The organism is Rossellomorea vietnamensis, assembly GCF_025398035.1.
Classification (GTDB): Bacteria; Bacillota; Bacilli; order Bacillales; family Bacillaceae_B; genus Rossellomorea; species Rossellomorea vietnamensis_B.
The window spans coordinates 3,747,078-3,763,960 of the sequence record NZ_CP104558.1; the positions used below are offsets into that span (position 1 = coordinate 3,747,078).

Consider the following 16,883-nt stretch of genomic DNA (forward strand, 5'->3'; position numbering starts at 1 on the left):
GGTTCAAGACCATCTTAACAACATTAGAGGAGGAGAAGTGTTTTGAAAAATACAATGCTTGGTGTTATTGATGCTACGAGTTACTACGATTCCCTGGAGGATTTATTGCTGCATCGCTCATTAGCGGCCCTTCCCATAGCCGGCAGATACCGGTTGATTGACTTTGTCCTTTCCAATATGGTGAATTCTGATATCGGCAGCGTTGCGATTTTTCCAAAGTTTCAATACAGATCATTGATGGATCACCTCGGGTCAGGAAAGAACTGGGACCTGAACCGGAAGCGGGATGGCTTGTTTTTCTTTCCTGCTCCTGGATTGGAAGCGAATGAAGAGGGTGTCGGGTCCTTTAATCACTTTGCCCATCATATGGACTACTTCAGACGCAGTACCCAGGAGTACGCCCTGATCAGCAATTGCTTCACGTTATGCAACATCGATTATCAACCCGTACTGGAACGTCATATCCGTATCGGTTGTGATATAACCGAAATGCGTCACAACGGCAGCTCCTTAGATATGTACCTAGTCAAAACGTCTACATTGATTGATTTGGTCGAGAACAGACGTGAATCGGGCTATACATGTATGCAGGATGTAGTGGACGACATGGATAGCGGATTCAAGGTGTGCGGATATGAGCATGCAGGATTTGTTCAGACGATAGATTCCATTGAAGAATACTATGATGCGAGCATGAAGCTTATGAACCTCTCCTATTGGAAAGAGCTGTTCAAGAAAGATATGCCCATTTATACGAAAGTGAAGGATGAGCCGCCGACACGCTATACATCCGCTGCAAGCGTGAAAAACAGCATCATCGCCAATGGATGTTTCATTGAAGGCAGTGTGAAGAATTCTACCATGTTCAGAGCGGTGAAGGTCGGCAAGGATACCACAATTTCTAACAGCATCATTATGCAGAAGAGCCAAATTGGAGATAACTGTGTACTGGAGAATGTAATTCTGGATAAAGATGTAAGGATAGAAGATGGTGTCAAGCTTATCGGGGAAGCAAACAATCCAATCGTCATTCGCAAAGGGATGATTCAAGGAGCGCTGATGAATTCGTGAAAGTGTTATTTGTAGTATCTGAGTGTGTCCCATTTATTAAATCCGGGGGCTTGGCCGACGTTGCAGGCGCTTTGCCCAAGGAGTTAAGAAGTTTAGGCACGGATGTCAGGGTGATTCTGCCTAAATACGGCGGGATCCCTCAAGAATTCCGTTCAAGAATGAAGCGGAAGAAAGAGTTTTTCGTGTCAGTAGGCTGGAGAAATCAGTATTGTGGAATTGAAGAGTATAGTGAAAATGGCGTGACCTATTATTTTGTGGATAATGAATATTATTTTAACCGGGAGCGGTTATACGGATACTTTGACGATGGGGAAAGATTCTCCTATTTTACAAGGGCTGTGTTGGAAAGCATCGCTGTCCTTGATTTCTATCCTGATGTGATTCATTGTCACGATTGGCACACGGGGATGGTGCCGTTCCTACTCCGAAGCGAGTATCAGGAGAGACCGGGCTACTCATTCATCCGCAGTGTATTCACGATTCATAACCTGCAATTTCAAGGAATCTACCCTAAACAGGTGATGACGGAGTTACTCGCTATCCCGGAGAAGTATTTTCATCATGAGTACCTCGAATTTTATGGGAATATCAATTTCATGAAAGGCGCGCTCATTTCTTCGGATTTCGTCACAACGGTGAGTCCTACATATAAAGAAGAAATCCTCACGCCTTACTACGGGGAAAAGCTTCATAATATACTTGGCCAGCGGTATAACCAATTACTGGGGATCCTCAATGGAATTGATGATGAGGTGTATAATCCTGATGACGGGGAGTTTCCTTTCTTCAGCGGAAATCTTCAAGGAAAGAAGCAGGCGAAGCAACATCTGCAAAAAAGTCTGGGCCTCGAGGAAAATGAAGGAATTCCACTTGTGTCCATCATTTCGAGACTGACGAACCAAAAGGGTCTCGAACTCATCAGGGGCGTCTTTCATGAGATGATCCAGGAAAATGTCCAGTTTGTCCTGTTGGGGACAGGAGATTGGGAGTTTGAACAGTTTTTCAGGGAAATGGAGTGGACGTATCCAGAGAAGGTCAGAGTACAGATCGGCTTCAACGAAGAATTGGCGAAACAAATCTATTCTGCCAGCGATTTGTTCCTGATGCCTTCCAAGTTCGAACCATGCGGCCTGGGACAGTTGATCGCCATGAGATACGGAGCCCTGCCACTTGTAAGGGAGACAGGCGGACTGAACGATACCGTTGAATCCTACAATGAGGAGACGAAGAGCGGAAACGGCTTCTCATTCAAAAACTTTAATGCTCACGATATGCTTTACACCTATCGAAGAGCCCTATCGTATTTCCACGAAGATCCGGAAACATGGAATCATATTGTACGTAACGCAATGAATAAAGATTATAGTTGGGCCCAATCGGCCTTTAAGTATAATCAACTATACGCTGACCTGGTATCAAGGAGTGAAAGCCATGTTTTCTGATCCGATTGAATTCAAAGAATTGTTTCTGAAGAAGCTTGAAATGATGTATGGAAAGACGTTTCCTGAGTCCACCAGTCAGGATCAGTTTTTCACATTGGGTCATTTGATACGGGAATATATTTCGATGAACTGGATCCATACGAATGAGCAGTACCGGTTCAATAAACAAAAGCAGGTGTATTATTTATCCATCGAATTCCTGCTGGGGCGTCTGCTCAGGCAAAATCTGACGAATCTGGGGATTTACGAAATTGTGGATAAAGGTCTTCTGGATCTTGGAATCGACCTTGCGGAAATGGAAGAGGTTGAGCACGATGCTGGCCTTGGAAATGGCGGTCTTGGCCGTTTAGCCGCCTGCTTTCTGGATTCCCTGGCTTCCCTTAATTTACCCGGCCATGGATATGGGATCCGTTATAAGCATGGATTGTTTGAACAAAAGATCGTGAACGGATTTCAGATGGAGCTTCCGGAACAGTGGCTTCGTCATGGACATGTGTGGGAGGTCCGCAAATCCGACCTGACAGTCGAAGTGCCTTTCTGGGGGAAGGTGGAATCCTATACGGAAAAGGATGTCTTAAGGTTTCGACATGTAGATGCAGAAATCGTCGCAGCGGTTCCTTATGATATGCCTGTCGTGGGGTTCGAAACGTCGACGGTCAATACGCTCCGATTATGGAGTGCCGAACCTGCCGCCTATAAAGCGGGAAAAGATATGATGAAATACAAGCGTGATACAGAAGCCATCACGGAATTCCTATATCCTGACGATACCCATGAGGAAGGGAAAATCCTGCGTCTGAAGCAGCAATACTTCCTGGTGTCAGCAAGTATCCGCTCGATTCTGGATTCGTACCTTTACCGAAATGGGGATCTGAAGGAACTGCATGAGAATATTTCAATCCATATCAATGATACCCATCCGGTTCTTGCCATCCCGGAATTGATGAGGGTCCTTCTGGATGAATACTCCTTTGAATGGGAAGAGGCATGGGAGATCACGACGAATACATTCGCTTATACAAACCATACGACGCTGTCAGAAGCACTGGAGAGATGGCCGATCCGTATATTCCAGCCCCTTCTGCCCCGCATCCACATGATTGTGAATGAAATCAATGAACGGTTCTGCAGGGAACTATGGAAAGAGTATCCCGGTGAGTGGAAGAGGATAGAGGACATGGCGATCATCTCTCATGATGAAGTCAAAATGGCCCATCTTGCGATTGTAGGAAGCTTCAGTGTAAACGGTGTGGCAAAGATCCACACGGAAATCCTGAAGCAGCGGGAAATGAACTTATTCTATCAATATTATCCAGGGAAATTTAATAGTAAGACCAATGGGATCACCCATAGAAGGTGGCTCCTTAACAGCAATCCATCCCTTTCGAACCTGATTAGCTCCTCGATCGGGGATGAGTGGATCAAAGACCCTTCCAAACTGGTGAAGCTGAAGGAGTATCATCATGATACGGCATTTCTGAAAGACCTGTATGATGTGAAGCAGGGAAATAAACAAAAGCTTGCCGGGCTGATATATGAAAGCAATGGTATCATTGTCGATCCGTCTTCGATATTCGATATCCAGGTGAAGCGGCTTCATGCGTACAAACGTCAGTTAATGAATGTGCTGCATATCCTTCACCTGTACAATCGCTGTGTGGAAGATCCGGGATTTGATTTTCATCCACGGACATTCATTTTCGGGGCAAAGGCGTCCCCGGGTTACTATTATGCCAAAAAAATCATTAAACTGATCCACTCTGTAGCCGATCTCGTAAATGATCACCCGCTTGTGAAGGGGCGCATTAAAGTCGTGTTCCTTGAAAATTACCGGGTGTCCCTTGCAGAAGAGATCATCCCGGCAGCTGACTTGTCCGAGCAGATCTCAACGGCGAGTAAGGAAGCGTCCGGTACGGGGAATATGAAGTTCATGATGAACGGTGCTTTGACCCTTGGGACACTTGACGGTGCCAATATTGAGATCCTCGAACAGGTCGGGAGGGACAATATCTTTATTTTCGGTTTAACAGCTGAGGAAGTGATGAAATATCAGCACCATGGAGGCTATTACGCCATGGAGTACTTCCACTATGATACACGGATCAAAAAGGTGCTGAACCAATTGATCGATGATACCCTGCCGGATGCAGGTGATCATTTCGAAACCATTTATGACTCGTTACTCACTGAGAATGATCAATTCTTTGTTTTGAGGGATTTTGATTCCTACGTAAGGGTTCATGAACAGGCCGGAAAGGCGTATGAAAACAAAGAGCACTGGTCAAGGATGTGCCTGCAGAACATTGCCAATTCGGGCTATTTCTCCAGTGACCGGACAATCGAGCAATATGCGAAGGATATATGGGGCATTGCACAGGGAAGCTTGATGAAATAGAAAAAACGCTTGGGAATCGGATCCCAAGCGTTTTTTCTATTTTTTCTTCTTGTCTGAAACGTAGCTGTCTCCATCTTTATAGGGGATGTCACCCAGAGGGGACTCCATATCATTTTCATCGAGCATATCCTCATACTCTTCATGTGTCTTCGACGGATATGCTTTACGGTTCGAACCTTCCATGTCGGTCCCGACGAATGATTCAAAATCCTCGGTGAACCCTTCCGATGTGTCCTCATCCTGATACAGGTCTGAGTAATCCTCGTGATCCCCTTCAAAGTCGGATGGGGTTTCCGATGTCCCGAAACGGCCGACTTCCTGGAAGCTGTCTTGATCGTCGCGCACATTCCCATCGGTTTCATGTCTGAATTCATTATCGACTGGCGGCTGCAGCACGTCTTCTTCCACCGGCCTATCCTGCGGTGTCGACTTCTCCGGGGTATGGTCCTTACAATAAAGGGTGGTCGGAATGACTTCGAGACGCTCGTAAGGGATATCCTGTCCACATTCTTTACATTCTCCGTACGAACCGTCTTCAATCGCGTGCAGGGCCTGTTGGATTTTATCCAGTTCAAGCTTCGCATGGTCGTCGATGGCGAAATCCTTCTCCCGTTCATATAACTCTGTACCCATATCGGCAGGATGGTTATCATAAAGGGAAAGTTCTCCTGAGTTATCGCGTTCGTTTGTATGGTGAAGATTATCTAAATCCTGATGTAAATGTTCCTTTAACTGCTTTTCCTGTTGAACCAATTCTTCTTTTAATGACTGCATTTGGCTGTCTGTTAGCAATTTCTTCACATCCTTCATTATGTTCGCTTAAAACTTGTCCTAACCATACTTTATCCGAAAGTGGGAAGGTTAAAACATTAAAAAAAAGTCGACCCGGATTTGTCGGGTCGACTTTTTGTGTTCTTTACAGCATATATGCAAGTAATAATCCAATGGATAATAGGAATCCAAATATGGTATTGGTCTGGGCCGTGGCTTTCATGGCGGGCATCATTTCGATGGGTTGTGATTTCCCGATGAATCCGGTGGTAGCCTTGACCGCTTTAGGGATGCTCAAGAAGGCTACGAACAGCCATGGGGATGAGATCCCCGTTACGACCAATCCGATGATCCAGGCGTAGGAAACGACAAACATACTGCCTAAGAGAATGATCGCCCCTTTTTTTCCTAACAGGATCGCGATGGTTTTGCGGCCGTTTTCTTTGTCTCCATCGAGGTCACGGATATTGTTGGCCAATAATATGGAACCTACCAATATGGAAACCGGAATCGAGATGAGGACACTGTCCCCATTGATGTAGCCGGTCTGGATGTAAAATGAGATGAGGATGATCACAAATCCCATGAAAAATCCGGCTACGATTTCGCCGAATGGTGTGTAAGCAATTGGCATTGGTCCGCCAGTATAAAAGTACCCCGCTGCCATGCACACTATTCCTATGAGGGCCAGCCACCATGTACTGTTAAGACAGATATAAATCCCTAACAGAAGGGCTATACCGTATAGTGAGAAGGCAAGGTTGATGACCGTTGATGGTTTGACCCCATTACGGACGATCGCTCCGCCGATCCCGACCGAGTGCTCTGTATCCAGGCCCCGTTTATAATCATAATATTCGTTGAACATATTCGTAGCCGCCTGGATCAACAGGCAGGCAACCAGCATGGCTGCAAACAGCAAAATGTCCACTTTCGTAAATTGCAGCGCGAGTACCGTCCCTAATAATACAGGTACGAATGCCGCTGTCAGAGTGTGTGGCCGGGTCAATTGCCACCAGATTTTCCACCCTTTATCTGATTCCAACACGTTGGATGCTTGTTGTTCCATCATACTCTCTCCCTTACGCAATAAGGAATTTTCAGAAAACATTACAATTCCTTTACAGATTAAAGTGTAGGTAAAGGGAAGGGGACTGTCAATCATTTTCTACAAATTCGTGAAGGTTCTATTTTCCAGTAATTGAGGACTTTTACAAAGCTTTTGGTTTCTCAAAAGAAGAAAAAGGGTTTATTATATATATAATAAGGATAAATATTGTAAACATGTCTTGAACTCCGTTGACACACTATAAGGACAGGTGTATCTTATAGTAAGTTTGACTATTGTACGTGATTTTGTTTGGGGGAATTCAATTGGTTACCATCCATAAGACCAATATTGAAAAAGCATATGATACAGCCAGAACGAAGGCTAAACAAATACATCGCCCCGTCCTTCTCAGTATAGTGGAGGAAGTGGATGCCGTGGATCCTCTTTCTTTTTATTATGGAGGAAACTCTTTTCATGGAGAACGTTTTCTATGGAAGGACCGCGATCATACCATCACGCTGGTAGGGCTCGGAGCGGCTCATATTCTGTCTACAGATGAAAAAGAAGGGCGCTTTTTTACCGTTGAGAACGAGTGGAAGCGCTTTACTCAGGAATCTGTGATCGTGACAGGAGATAAATGGGCAGGAACAGGCCCACTATTATACGGTGGGTTCCGTTTTGACCCGTTGAATGATAATAGTGAAGAATGGAATCAATTCTCTACAGGGACATTCCAACTCCCGATGTTCATGTTAACAAAGCCTGAAAAAACGAACTATTTGACGATGAATGTCATCTGTCATCCGGATGAAGATGAACGCTCATTCCATGAACGGATCAGATTAAAGGAAGAACTTCTTGCAAACGCCCGAAAGGCCATCATTCCCGAACGCCCTGAATGGATCGGGAACCGTGATGTAAAACCTGAAGAATGGAAGGAATCCGTGCAGAGTGTAGTGAATCGCCTTCAGAAGGGTGAGATGGATAAAGTCGTCCTTGCGAGAAAATGTGAAGTGTCATTCAACCAACAGGTGACATCTGATTTTGTATTGGATAACCTGTGGAAGCAGCAGCCAGACAGCTTCGTATTCAGCTTTGAATGGGAAGGAAGCTGCTTTATCGGTGCAACTCCTGAGCGACTCGTAAAGAAAACAGGGGAAGAAATCCTCTCCACCTGCCTTGCGGGTTCGATCGCGAGGGGAAATACCTTGGAAAGTGATGAGAAACTTGGGGAAGAGCTACTCGAGGATGAAAAGAACCGATACGAACATCATCTTGTTGTGGATAGCATCCGACAGGCCCTCGACCCATTTTGTGACACACTTTTGATTCCTTCTACGCCACAGCTTATGAAGCTCAAGGATATCCAGCATCTTTATACACCGGTCATCGGACAGGCATCCGAGAATACATCCCTTTTGAGCCTTGTTGAAAAATTGCATCCCACTCCCGCACTGGGTGGCGTCCCGAGGGACAAGGCGATGCATGTGATCAGGCAGGAGGAAGATATGGACCGTGGTCTATATGCCGCTCCCATCGGCTGGATCGATGCCTATGGAAATGGTGAATATGCCGTGGCCCTTCGCTCAGGCCTCCTTCAGGGAGACAAGGCCTACTTGTATGCAGGGTGCGGGATCGTAGCCGACTCTGAACCTGAAAGTGAGTTTAAGGAAACACAGATGAAATTTCGGCCGATGCTCCGGGGATTAGGAGGGACCGTACATGAATGATGAACATCAAAAGAAACTGACAGATTATTTAGCGGCCTTCATGGAAGAATTGGTTGGAAATGGAGTAGACGAAGTCGTCATCAGTCCCGGCTCTCGTTCTACTCCTTTAGCGTTGTTATTTGCGCATCATCCCGGGGTGAAGACGTACATCAATGTGGATGAACGCTCTGCGGCTTTTTTTGCGTTGGGGATCGCCAAGGCTAAGAAAAAGCCCGTCGCCATCCTATGCAGTTCCGGGACGGCCGGGGCCAATTACTATCCTGCTGTCATTGAAGCTCGTTATGCTAAGGTGCCCCTCATCGTGCTGACGGCCGACCGGCCCCATGAACTTAGGGAAGTGGGTGCCCCTCAAGCCATTGATCAGATCGATCTTTATGGGAAGCATGTGAAATGGTCCATCGATATGGCGTTGCCTGAAAGCATTCCGTCGATGCTGCAGTATGCACGGTCATCTGCTGTCAGGGGCGTAGCTCTTTCAACGGGGTATCCGGAAGGGCCGGTTCATTATAACTTCCCGTTTAGGGAACCGTTGATCCCGGATTTGCAAAAAGTTGAATTCTCAAGTGGAACACCTGGAAAAAGAGTCCTTCAAGGAGAGCGACAGTTATCTCCTGACTTCAAGCATGAACTCCAGGAGACATTAGTGAATACACAGCGGGGCCTCATCGTGTGCGGCCCCGGTCTAAGCGAAGAAGCTGTTCCGTCCATCGTGCGATTTGCCGAGGAATATGCGCTGCCGATCGTGGCGGATCCACTGTCCTTCGTCCGGAGCGGGAACCATTCTAAAGAACATATCATTGACTGCTACGACACGTTCTTAAGAATAGATGAATTGAAAGAATCACTTCAGCCAGATCTCATTATCCGTTTCGGTGCCATGCCCGTATCAAAGGCTCTTATGCTCTTCCTGAAAGGCCTGCCGGATATTCCGGCATGGGTTGTGAGTAAGGGGGAAGAGTGGCAGGATCCGACGGCACGCGGCACCGATTTCATCCAATGCGGGGAAAACCTGTTTTGTCAAAGCTTGATGGAACAAAGTGGGCAAAGGAATATGGACTGGCTGGAAGAGTGGAAGCGTGTCAATAAGGAAACAAAGGATTTACTCGTCAAGGGTCACCAATCCTGGGATGAAGGGATGGCGGTCCATCAGTTGATACAGCATTTGCCTGAAGGATCCACCCTGTTTTCCAGCAACAGCATGCCCATCCGTGATTTGGATACATACTTTTTCACGAATGACCGGTCCCTTCGGATCTTTGCCAACCGCGGAGCCAACGGGATTGACGGAGTCGTATCCACGGCTCTCGGCATGAGTACCGTATCTCAGCCGATGTATCTCCTGATTGGGGATCTCGCCTTTTTCCATGATCTTAATGGGTTATTGACAGCAAGGAAATATCAATTGGACGTGACGATTGTGGTGATGAACAATAATGGTGGCGGGATCTTTTCCTACTTGCCACAAGCGGGTGACCAGACTCACTTCGAAGATCTGTTCGGAACCCCGATGGATTTGGAGTTTGCTCATGCAGCCAAACTATACGGAGCCCATTATTTCCATGTTGGAACCCAGGAAGAATTCATCCCGGCTCTCCAGGAAGCAGAGCATAGCAAGGGAATCAAGATCATTGAGGTCGTGACCAATCGGGAAGAAAATGTAGCAAATCATCGGAAATTGTGGAATTTTGTTTCCCGGGAAATGACGAAGAACTTAAAGGGTGAAAATCTTGATTCTTCAAGTGAATGATATTCATTATTTTGTAGAAGTGAAAGGGGAGGGAGACCCATTGGTTTTCCTTCACGGCTTCACAGGCGACACAACAACGTGGTCCAGGATCACCGATCAATTGTCTGTGAACTTTCGATGTGTCAGCATTGACTTGATCGGTCATGGTCGTACGGAATCCCCGAAAGACGCTACAAGATACACAATGGAGCGGGGTGCAGCGGATATATGCAGCCTCCTGGATAAGCTCGACATCCCCAACGCAGTGTTGGTCGGGTATTCAATGGGTGGGCGTATGGCACTTCACTTCAGCTTGACTTATCCTGAAAAAGTGAAGGCATTGATATTGGAAAGCGCCTCTCCAGGATTGAGGACGAGTGAAGAAAGAGAAGAGCGGCGGAAGAAGGATCATGCACTGGCTGATAGAATAGAAAGGGAAGGCATCAAAGACTTTGTCGACTTCTGGCAGGAGATTCCCCTGTTCGCGTCTCAGAAGAGGCTATCGGATGGAGAACGTTCCGACATCAGGCAACAGCGCCTGAACCAATCGGCCACAGGCTTATCCAATAGCTTGAAAGGGATGGGGACCGGTGCACAGGATTCTTTATGGGACAGGCTCGATGAACTGACATGTCCAGTCCGGTTACTCGTCGGAGAGCTGGATCATAAGTTCATTCATATTGCCGGCGAGATGAAAAAGCTCAATCCCGATTTTCAAATCCTGACATTTTCCAACACCGGTCATGCAATTCATGTGGAAGAATCGCGAAAGTTTGGTACAATAATAGAGGAACTACTTTTTACTACATAAAGGAGGAACAAACCAATGGCTTTTGAATGGGTTTCAGAAAGAAATTACGAAGATATTTTATACGAAACATACAATGGGATCGCTAAGATCACGATCAATCGACCAGAAGTTCGTAACGCATTCCGTCCTAAAACCGTGATGGAACTAATCGATGCATTCGCTTATGCACGCGACGATTCCAAGGTTGGTGTCATCGTTTTAACAGGTGCAGGTGAGAAAGCATTCTGTTCAGGCGGAGACCAACGTGTACGCGGTCATGGCGGATATGTAGGGGAAGACGAAATTCCTCGCTTGAATGTATTGGACTTACAGCGTCTGATCCGTGTGATTCCTAAGCCGGTCATTGCAATGGTAGCCGGTTATGCGATCGGAGGAGGACATGTCCTTCACGTTGTATGTGATATTACGATCGCCGCTGACAATGCAATCTTCGGACAAACAGGTCCTAAAGTAGGAAGCTTTGACGCTGGATACGGTGCAGGCTATCTTGCACGCATCATCGGCCACAAGAAAGCGAAAGAAATCTGGTACCTATGCCGTCAGTACAACGCCCAGGAAGCCCTTGAAATGGGTCTTGTGAATACAGTTGTGCCATATGAGCAGCTGGAAGCGGAAACGGTTCAATGGGCTTCAGAAATGCTTGAGAAAAGCCCGACTGCCCTTCGTTTCTTAAAAGCTTCATTCAACGCAGATACAGATGGACTGGCAGGTCTCCAGCAGCTTGCAGGTGACGCTACCCTTCTCTACTACACAACGGAAGAAGCAAAAGAAGGACGCGACGCATTCAAAGAGAAGCGCAAGCCGGACTTCGGACAATTCCCTCGTTTCCCTTGATTTGAGGGTGGCCTGATGAATCTGATATGGATTCATCGGGCTTTTTTAAATGAAAAGTGAATCAATACGAAAGGAATGGAGAATGACAGGATGACTACACAGGAATTGCCTAACTGGCTGAAACAACGAGCGTTTTTAACCCCTGATCGAACAGCGTTAACGAATGGTGATGTGGAGTATACATTTGGAGAGCTGTGGGAAAAAGCCATTTCGATCGGGGAACAACTGCATACCATCGTGAAACATTCGTCTCATCCTTTTTTGGGACTCATGATTAAAAACAAAGTGGAGTCTGTCTTCCTTGTTCATGCCATTCAACAGCTCGGTTTCACGACTGTACTGTTAAACAATAAGTTAAGTGAAAATGAACTTTCTTTCCAGATTCAAGATATGGGATTAGGGACGGTCATTTATGATGATGAATTTGCAGGGAAGCTTTCTTTTTTAGGGGGAGAAGTGGAGGGAGTCTCTTTCTCTCAATTATTCGGCACTGACCCGACACGCTTTGAGGTGAAGGATCATTTTCAGTTAGACCAAGCATGCTCGGTCATGTATACATCGGGTACGACAGGAGCGCCAAAGGGTGTTCTTCAATCGTACGGCAACCATTGGTGGAGCGCCATCGGTTCTTCCCTGAATCTTGGAATAACTGAAAATGATACATGGCTTTGTTCTGTACCCCTTTTTCATATCAGTGGTTACTCAATCCTGATGCGAAGCGTTGTTTACGGAATGAACGTACGTCTGTTTGAAACCTTCGATGTGGAAGGGATCAACCGTGAATTGATGTCCGGGAATGTCACCATCATGTCGGTTGTCAGCAATATGCTCTCCCGTTTGATGAAAGACATGGGGGATGAAACCTATCACCCACGTTTTCGCTGTATGCTGCTGGGCGGTGGTCCTGCACCGCTTCCATTACTGCAGAAGTGTAAAGAAAACGGGGTGCCGGTCTTCCAAACCTATGGTATGACAGAGACTGCCTCTCAGATTGTGACATTGTCGCCGGAGTACAGTATGTCTAAGCTCGGATCGGCCGGAAAGCCCCTCTTTCCTTCTGAATTAAAAATCAAGAATGAAGAAGGAACCGCCAAGGCGAATCAGGAAGGCGAAATCCTTGTGAAAGGACCGAATGTGACGACTGGATATTACCGTAGGGAGGAAGCCAACGCCAAGAGCTTTGAATCCGGCTGGTTTCATACGGGAGATATCGGATATATGGATGAAGAAGGGTTCTTATTTGTCCTCGACCGGCGTTCGGACTTGATCATTTCCGGAGGGGAAAATGTGTATCCGGCTGAAATCGAGAGTGTCCTCCTCAGCTGTGACGGGGTGGAGGATGCAGGTGTGGCTGGGATTACAAGTGACGAATGGGGGCAAGTTCCGTGTGCCTTCATTGTAAAAAAAGATCATCTGACAAAAGAGGATATCATTACACACTGCGAGAAGAACCTGGCGTCTTATAAACGTCCGAAAAAAATCGTGTTTGTAGATGAACTTCCACGAAATGCCTCAAACAAACTGCTGAGGAGAGTGTTAAGAGAGCAGTGGGAAAAAGGGATGGTTGCCGATGAAGATTGAATCCATCACCCTCCATGTTATTTCCATGCCTTTAAAGAAGCCATTTGTGACCCATCTTCAAACGGTTAAAGACCGGGAAGGCATCATCGTCGAAGTCAGGGACAGTGATGGAATGTGTGGACTGGGGGAAGGTGTCGCCTTTTCCACACCATGGTATACAGAGGAGACGGTGAACACATCCTTTCATATGCTGAAGGATGTGTTGATCCCCCTTATGAACAGTAAACCATTTCATCATCCTGAGGAAATCGGTAAGCGGTTCGAAGCGGTACGGGGAAATGCCATGGCGAAGGCTGCCCTTGAAATGGCCTTATGGGATCTTTATGCAAGGCAGCAAGGGGAGCCACTATGGAACATGATCGGCGGGACGCGTAAAGAAATTCTTGCCGGAGCTGTGGTTGGATCGGGGACTTTGAAAGAGATGGTCGCACAGACTGAAGATCTCGTGAAAGATGGTTATCAGCGAATAAAGCTGAAGATTTCTCCGGGAAAAGATGTCGGGATCGTCAGAGAATTAAGGTCCCATTTCCCGAACCTGTCTCTCTTAGCCGATGCCAATTCCGCTTACACCCTTGAAGACATAACAAAGCTTCAGGCATTGGATGAATTTGATTTAGAGATGATCGAACAGCCGCTTGGGGTCGACGATCTGATTGAACATTCTTTATTGCAAAAGGAGATAAACACCCCGATCTGTCTCGATGAAAGCATCGTGACACCCCACGACATGAAGAGTGCCATCCATTTGAATAGCTGCGGAGTGGTCAACATCAAGCTTGGCAGGGTCGGGGGATACACGAGTGCGCTTGAAATCTACCGGTTGTGCCGGGAAAACGGGATCAAGGTATGGTGCGGGGGGATGATCGAATTCGGGGTATCCCGGGCTCATAATCTGGCGCTTTCAACCCTTGAAGGATTCTCTATTCCGGGTGATATCTCTTCATCCTCGAAGTATTGGGAAGAAGACATCATTACCTCTCCGATCGTTGTGAGAAATGGTGTCGCGAATCGTTTGGAAGGGGCAGGGATTGGAGTGGAATTAAATCGGGCTCGTCTAAAAGAAGTCACATTATATAAAGAGACATTGTCCTCCCACTGATCACTTGAATATAAAGCGGGAAATATTGTATTTTCAAACAGGTCCCTTTATACTTAAAGAAAAATCCTTAGAGGAGGAACCATGAAACTAGGTGCATTTTCTGTCAGTTTAAGTGTAAAAGACATCCATTTATCAAAATCATTTTACGAAAACCTTGGATTTGAAGTCATGGGCGGGAATATCGATCAAAATTGGCTGATCATGAAGAATGAAAGTTGTATCATCGGCTTGTTCCAGGGAATGTTTGAAAAGAACATCCTGACATTTAATCCAGGCTGGGATCAAAATGCGGAAAACCTTGATTCCTTTACGGACGTTCGAGACCTTCAAAAGAATCTGAAAGCAAATGGGGTAACGATGCTGTCTGAAGCGGATGAAACAAGCGAGGGACCAGCCAGCTTCACGATTGAAGATCCGGACGGTAATACCATTCTTGTCGATCAACACAGATAAAAGCCAGGAAGCATATGCTCCCTGGCTTTCTTCCATTTAAAACGGATTCGTCGCCCACTGAAGAGACTGTTTGATGAAGATCCTCTGGTGTAATTTCAGCTGCGAAACCATATGCTCTGCCAAATCCTCGGGCTGCATATACTTTTCTTTGTCTGCCTCGTCAAGCTTATCTCCAAAGTTCAGGTCCGTTGCCACCAGGCTCGGATTCAGGGTCATGACACGGATGTTATGTTTTCGGACTTCCTGCATCAGTGCCTCTGTCATCCCCTGGACGGCGAACTTGGATCCACTGTATGCCGTGCTTCCCTCTGTGCCTTTCAAGCCGCTGCTCGATGAGATATTGATGATGTCCCCCCGGTTCTTCTCAATCAGCTGGGGCAGGACGGCACGGGTGACATAATAGGTGCCGAATACATTGACCTCAAAGGTCCGTTTCCACTCTTCGGGATCGATGTCCAGGAACGAGCCGTACGTTCCGATACCAGCGTTATTGATTAGGATGTCTGCCGGTCCCAATTCATTTGTAAGTTTTGAAACGGCCGTATCCACTTGTTCCATATCGGAAATATCGGCTACAGCCACACTGGCTTTCACTCCAAGAGATCGTGCTTCCTCCGCCACTTGTGCCAGCGTGCTTTCTGTACGTGCGATCAACCCGACATGGACGCCTTCACGGGCAAGCTCTAATGCAGTCGCTTTTCCGATTCCCCGGGCAGCCCCCGTAATATAAGCCGTTTTGCCTTTAATCGATTGTGCCATCTTCCATCATCCTTTCCATCAGGTTCTACAGTAAGTGTAAAGTGTAGGAGTGCGGATAGGCAACTAATCTACCTGACGGATCAGAATGAAAAAAGCCCCGGGAGTCCCGGAGCGAATTCATTCACTTTTTTGCCGTAAATACCGTTTATCATTCATGAATAAACTCCAGAAGTAGACAAAACCAGGGAACAGGATGATGAACCCGACGATATAGGTGATGAATACAGCCTTAAAGGAGTTTGGGTCGGTAAAACCCGATTGGATCGTGACCTCCGGATAGATGATATAAGGTAAATGTGCCCGACCGTACACATAACTCGCCAGTACATATTGAAAGGTAACGGCAATGACGGCCACCCGGGGCATCCCTTTCATCCCTTCCTTGTTCGTCGGAAGGAACAAAGCACCTCCGGCGACGAGGAACCCGAGAAGGGAGACGAGTAGAATCGGCAGGTCGTCCATCATACGATCGTAAATCCATCTTGCCTCATTTTTCATGGTGAACATGATGAGAAAGGCCATGACAACCGAGATGGGACCGATGATCAGAGCGTCCCGGCGATATACTTTGAAGGCTTCGAATTCCTTTGAAGCCTTGGAGTAGTCAGCGAGAAGCAGAGATGACAAGAATAGCGTACTTGCGACGGCGAAACCGAAGAAGGCATATTCATGTGGACTAGTAAACAATTTTCCCAGGTGAAGGGTCTGTCCGTCGCTGAAATCAATATAAGGTCCGTGAGAAATGGGCAGTACACTGATGAGCAGGCCCGGAATCAATAACCCGGTGATCCCCGTTACATAGGTCAGCGGTTTTCTGTAGTCATCTGCTACATGAGAGAATACAAGGAAGGCACTCCGCAGGGCCAGAAGCAGCAGAATCAAACTTCCGGGAACGAGCAATACGGTCCCTAATGAATAGGCGGCTCCAGGGAACATACTGTACACGGCGACGACCAGGGCGACGATGAATGTATTGGTGACCTCCCAGGTCGGGGACAGATAGCGATTGGCAATGTTCGTCGCCTTCGTTTTGTCATGATTGATGTAGATCATCGACCAGAAACCTGCGCCGAAATCCATCGTGGCCATGACGGCATAGATAAAAACGAAGCCCCATAGGATCGTGATGGCAATCAATGATTGTGTCATATCTTCACCTC

Annotated in this window: 14 protein-coding genes; 10 read left to right on the forward strand and 4 right to left on the reverse strand. The window is 46.8% G+C overall.

The genetic code is table 11. The features are described from left to right. Nucleotides 1-42 precede the first annotated feature (42 nt). The 3 genes from N5C46_RS19205 to N5C46_RS19215 are packed head-to-tail and all read left to right on the forward strand — an operon-like array spanning nt 43 to nt 4,908. Nucleotides 43-1,071, forward strand: a complete 1,029-nt coding sequence (locus N5C46_RS19205; protein ID WP_261749828.1) for a GlgC family sugar phosphate nucleotidyltransferase — start codon at nt 43-45, stop codon at nt 1,069-1,071. Further along, nucleotides 1,068-2,513, forward strand: a complete 1,446-nt coding sequence (glgA, locus tag N5C46_RS19210) for a glycogen synthase GlgA (protein WP_261749829.1) — start codon at nt 1,068-1,070, stop codon at nt 2,511-2,513. The genes N5C46_RS19205 and glgA overlap by 4 nt, the downstream gene beginning before the upstream one ends. Beyond that, nucleotides 2,503-4,908, forward strand: coding sequence for a glycogen/starch/alpha-glucan phosphorylase (locus N5C46_RS19215; RefSeq protein ID WP_261749830.1), 2,406 nt, complete (start codon nt 2,503-2,505; stop codon nt 4,906-4,908). The genes glgA and N5C46_RS19215 overlap by 11 nt, the downstream gene beginning before the upstream one ends. A 36-nt stretch (nt 4,909-4,944) precedes the next feature. Here N5C46_RS19215 and N5C46_RS19220 read toward each other — a convergent pair whose 3' ends face one another. Next, nucleotides 4,945-5,709, reverse strand: coding sequence for a TraR/DksA C4-type zinc finger protein (locus N5C46_RS19220; protein WP_336275507.1), 765 nt, complete (start codon nt 5,707-5,709; stop codon nt 4,945-4,947). Between the two features lie 115 nt (nt 5,710-5,824). Next, nucleotides 5,825-6,748 (reverse strand): 1,4-dihydroxy-2-naphthoate polyprenyltransferase, encoded by a 924-nt coding sequence (locus tag N5C46_RS19225; RefSeq protein ID WP_261749832.1) that lies wholly within the window; start codon nt 6,746-6,748, stop codon nt 5,825-5,827. Nucleotides 6,749-7,053: 305 nt separating this feature from the next. Between N5C46_RS19225 and N5C46_RS19230 the strand changes: the two genes are divergently transcribed. The 7 genes from N5C46_RS19230 (at nt 7,054) to N5C46_RS19260 (ending at nt 14,964) form a co-directional block, all read left to right on the forward strand. Further along, nucleotides 7,054-8,460, forward strand: a complete 1,407-nt coding sequence (locus N5C46_RS19230; RefSeq protein WP_261749833.1) for an isochorismate synthase — start codon at nt 7,054-7,056, stop codon at nt 8,458-8,460. Beyond that, nucleotides 8,453-10,207, forward strand: a complete 1,755-nt coding sequence (gene menD / locus N5C46_RS19235; protein WP_261749834.1) for a 2-succinyl-5-enolpyruvyl-6-hydroxy-3-cyclohexene-1-carboxylic-acid synthase — start codon at nt 8,453-8,455, stop codon at nt 10,205-10,207. The genes N5C46_RS19230 and menD overlap by 8 nt, the downstream gene beginning before the upstream one ends. Beyond that, on the forward strand, nt 10,188-10,997 hold the full coding sequence (gene menH / locus N5C46_RS19240; protein WP_261749835.1) for a 2-succinyl-6-hydroxy-2,4-cyclohexadiene-1-carboxylate synthase: 810 nt from the start codon (nt 10,188-10,190) through the stop codon (nt 10,995-10,997). Before menD ends, menH begins: the two co-directional genes overlap by 20 nt. Nucleotides 10,998-11,012: 15 nt before the next feature. Continuing rightward, nucleotides 11,013-11,831 (forward strand): 1,4-dihydroxy-2-naphthoyl-CoA synthase, encoded by an 819-nt coding sequence (menB, locus tag N5C46_RS19245; protein ID WP_034765489.1) that lies wholly within the window; start codon nt 11,013-11,015, stop codon nt 11,829-11,831. A gap of 90 nt (nt 11,832-11,921) precedes the next feature. Next, nucleotides 11,922-13,412, forward strand: a complete 1,491-nt coding sequence (locus N5C46_RS19250) for an o-succinylbenzoate--CoA ligase (protein ID WP_261749836.1) — start codon at nt 11,922-11,924, stop codon at nt 13,410-13,412. Next, the gene (gene menC / locus N5C46_RS19255) at nt 13,402-14,511 is read left to right on the forward strand and encodes an o-succinylbenzoate synthase (RefSeq protein WP_261749837.1); all 1,110 of its coding nucleotides are present in this window, start codon (nt 13,402-13,404) and stop codon (nt 14,509-14,511) included. The genes N5C46_RS19250 and menC overlap by 11 nt, the downstream gene beginning before the upstream one ends. 81 nt (nt 14,512-14,592) lie before the next feature. After that, on the forward strand, nt 14,593-14,964 hold the full coding sequence (locus tag N5C46_RS19260) for a VOC family protein (RefSeq protein WP_261749838.1): 372 nt from the start codon (nt 14,593-14,595) through the stop codon (nt 14,962-14,964). Between the two features lie 36 nt (nt 14,965-15,000). On the opposite strand, the gene N5C46_RS19265 is transcribed toward N5C46_RS19260, so the two are convergent. Both N5C46_RS19265 and N5C46_RS19270 read right to left on the reverse strand, forming a co-directional pair. Next, nucleotides 15,001-15,723, reverse strand: coding sequence for a 3-ketoacyl-ACP reductase (locus N5C46_RS19265; protein ID WP_261749839.1), 723 nt, complete (start codon nt 15,721-15,723; stop codon nt 15,001-15,003). 117 nt (nt 15,724-15,840) lie between these two features. Further along, entirely contained in the window at nt 15,841-16,872 is a 1,032-nt protein-coding gene (locus tag N5C46_RS19270) for a cytochrome d ubiquinol oxidase subunit II (protein WP_098439260.1), read from the reverse strand. Nucleotides 16,873-16,883: the final 11 nt, after the last annotated feature.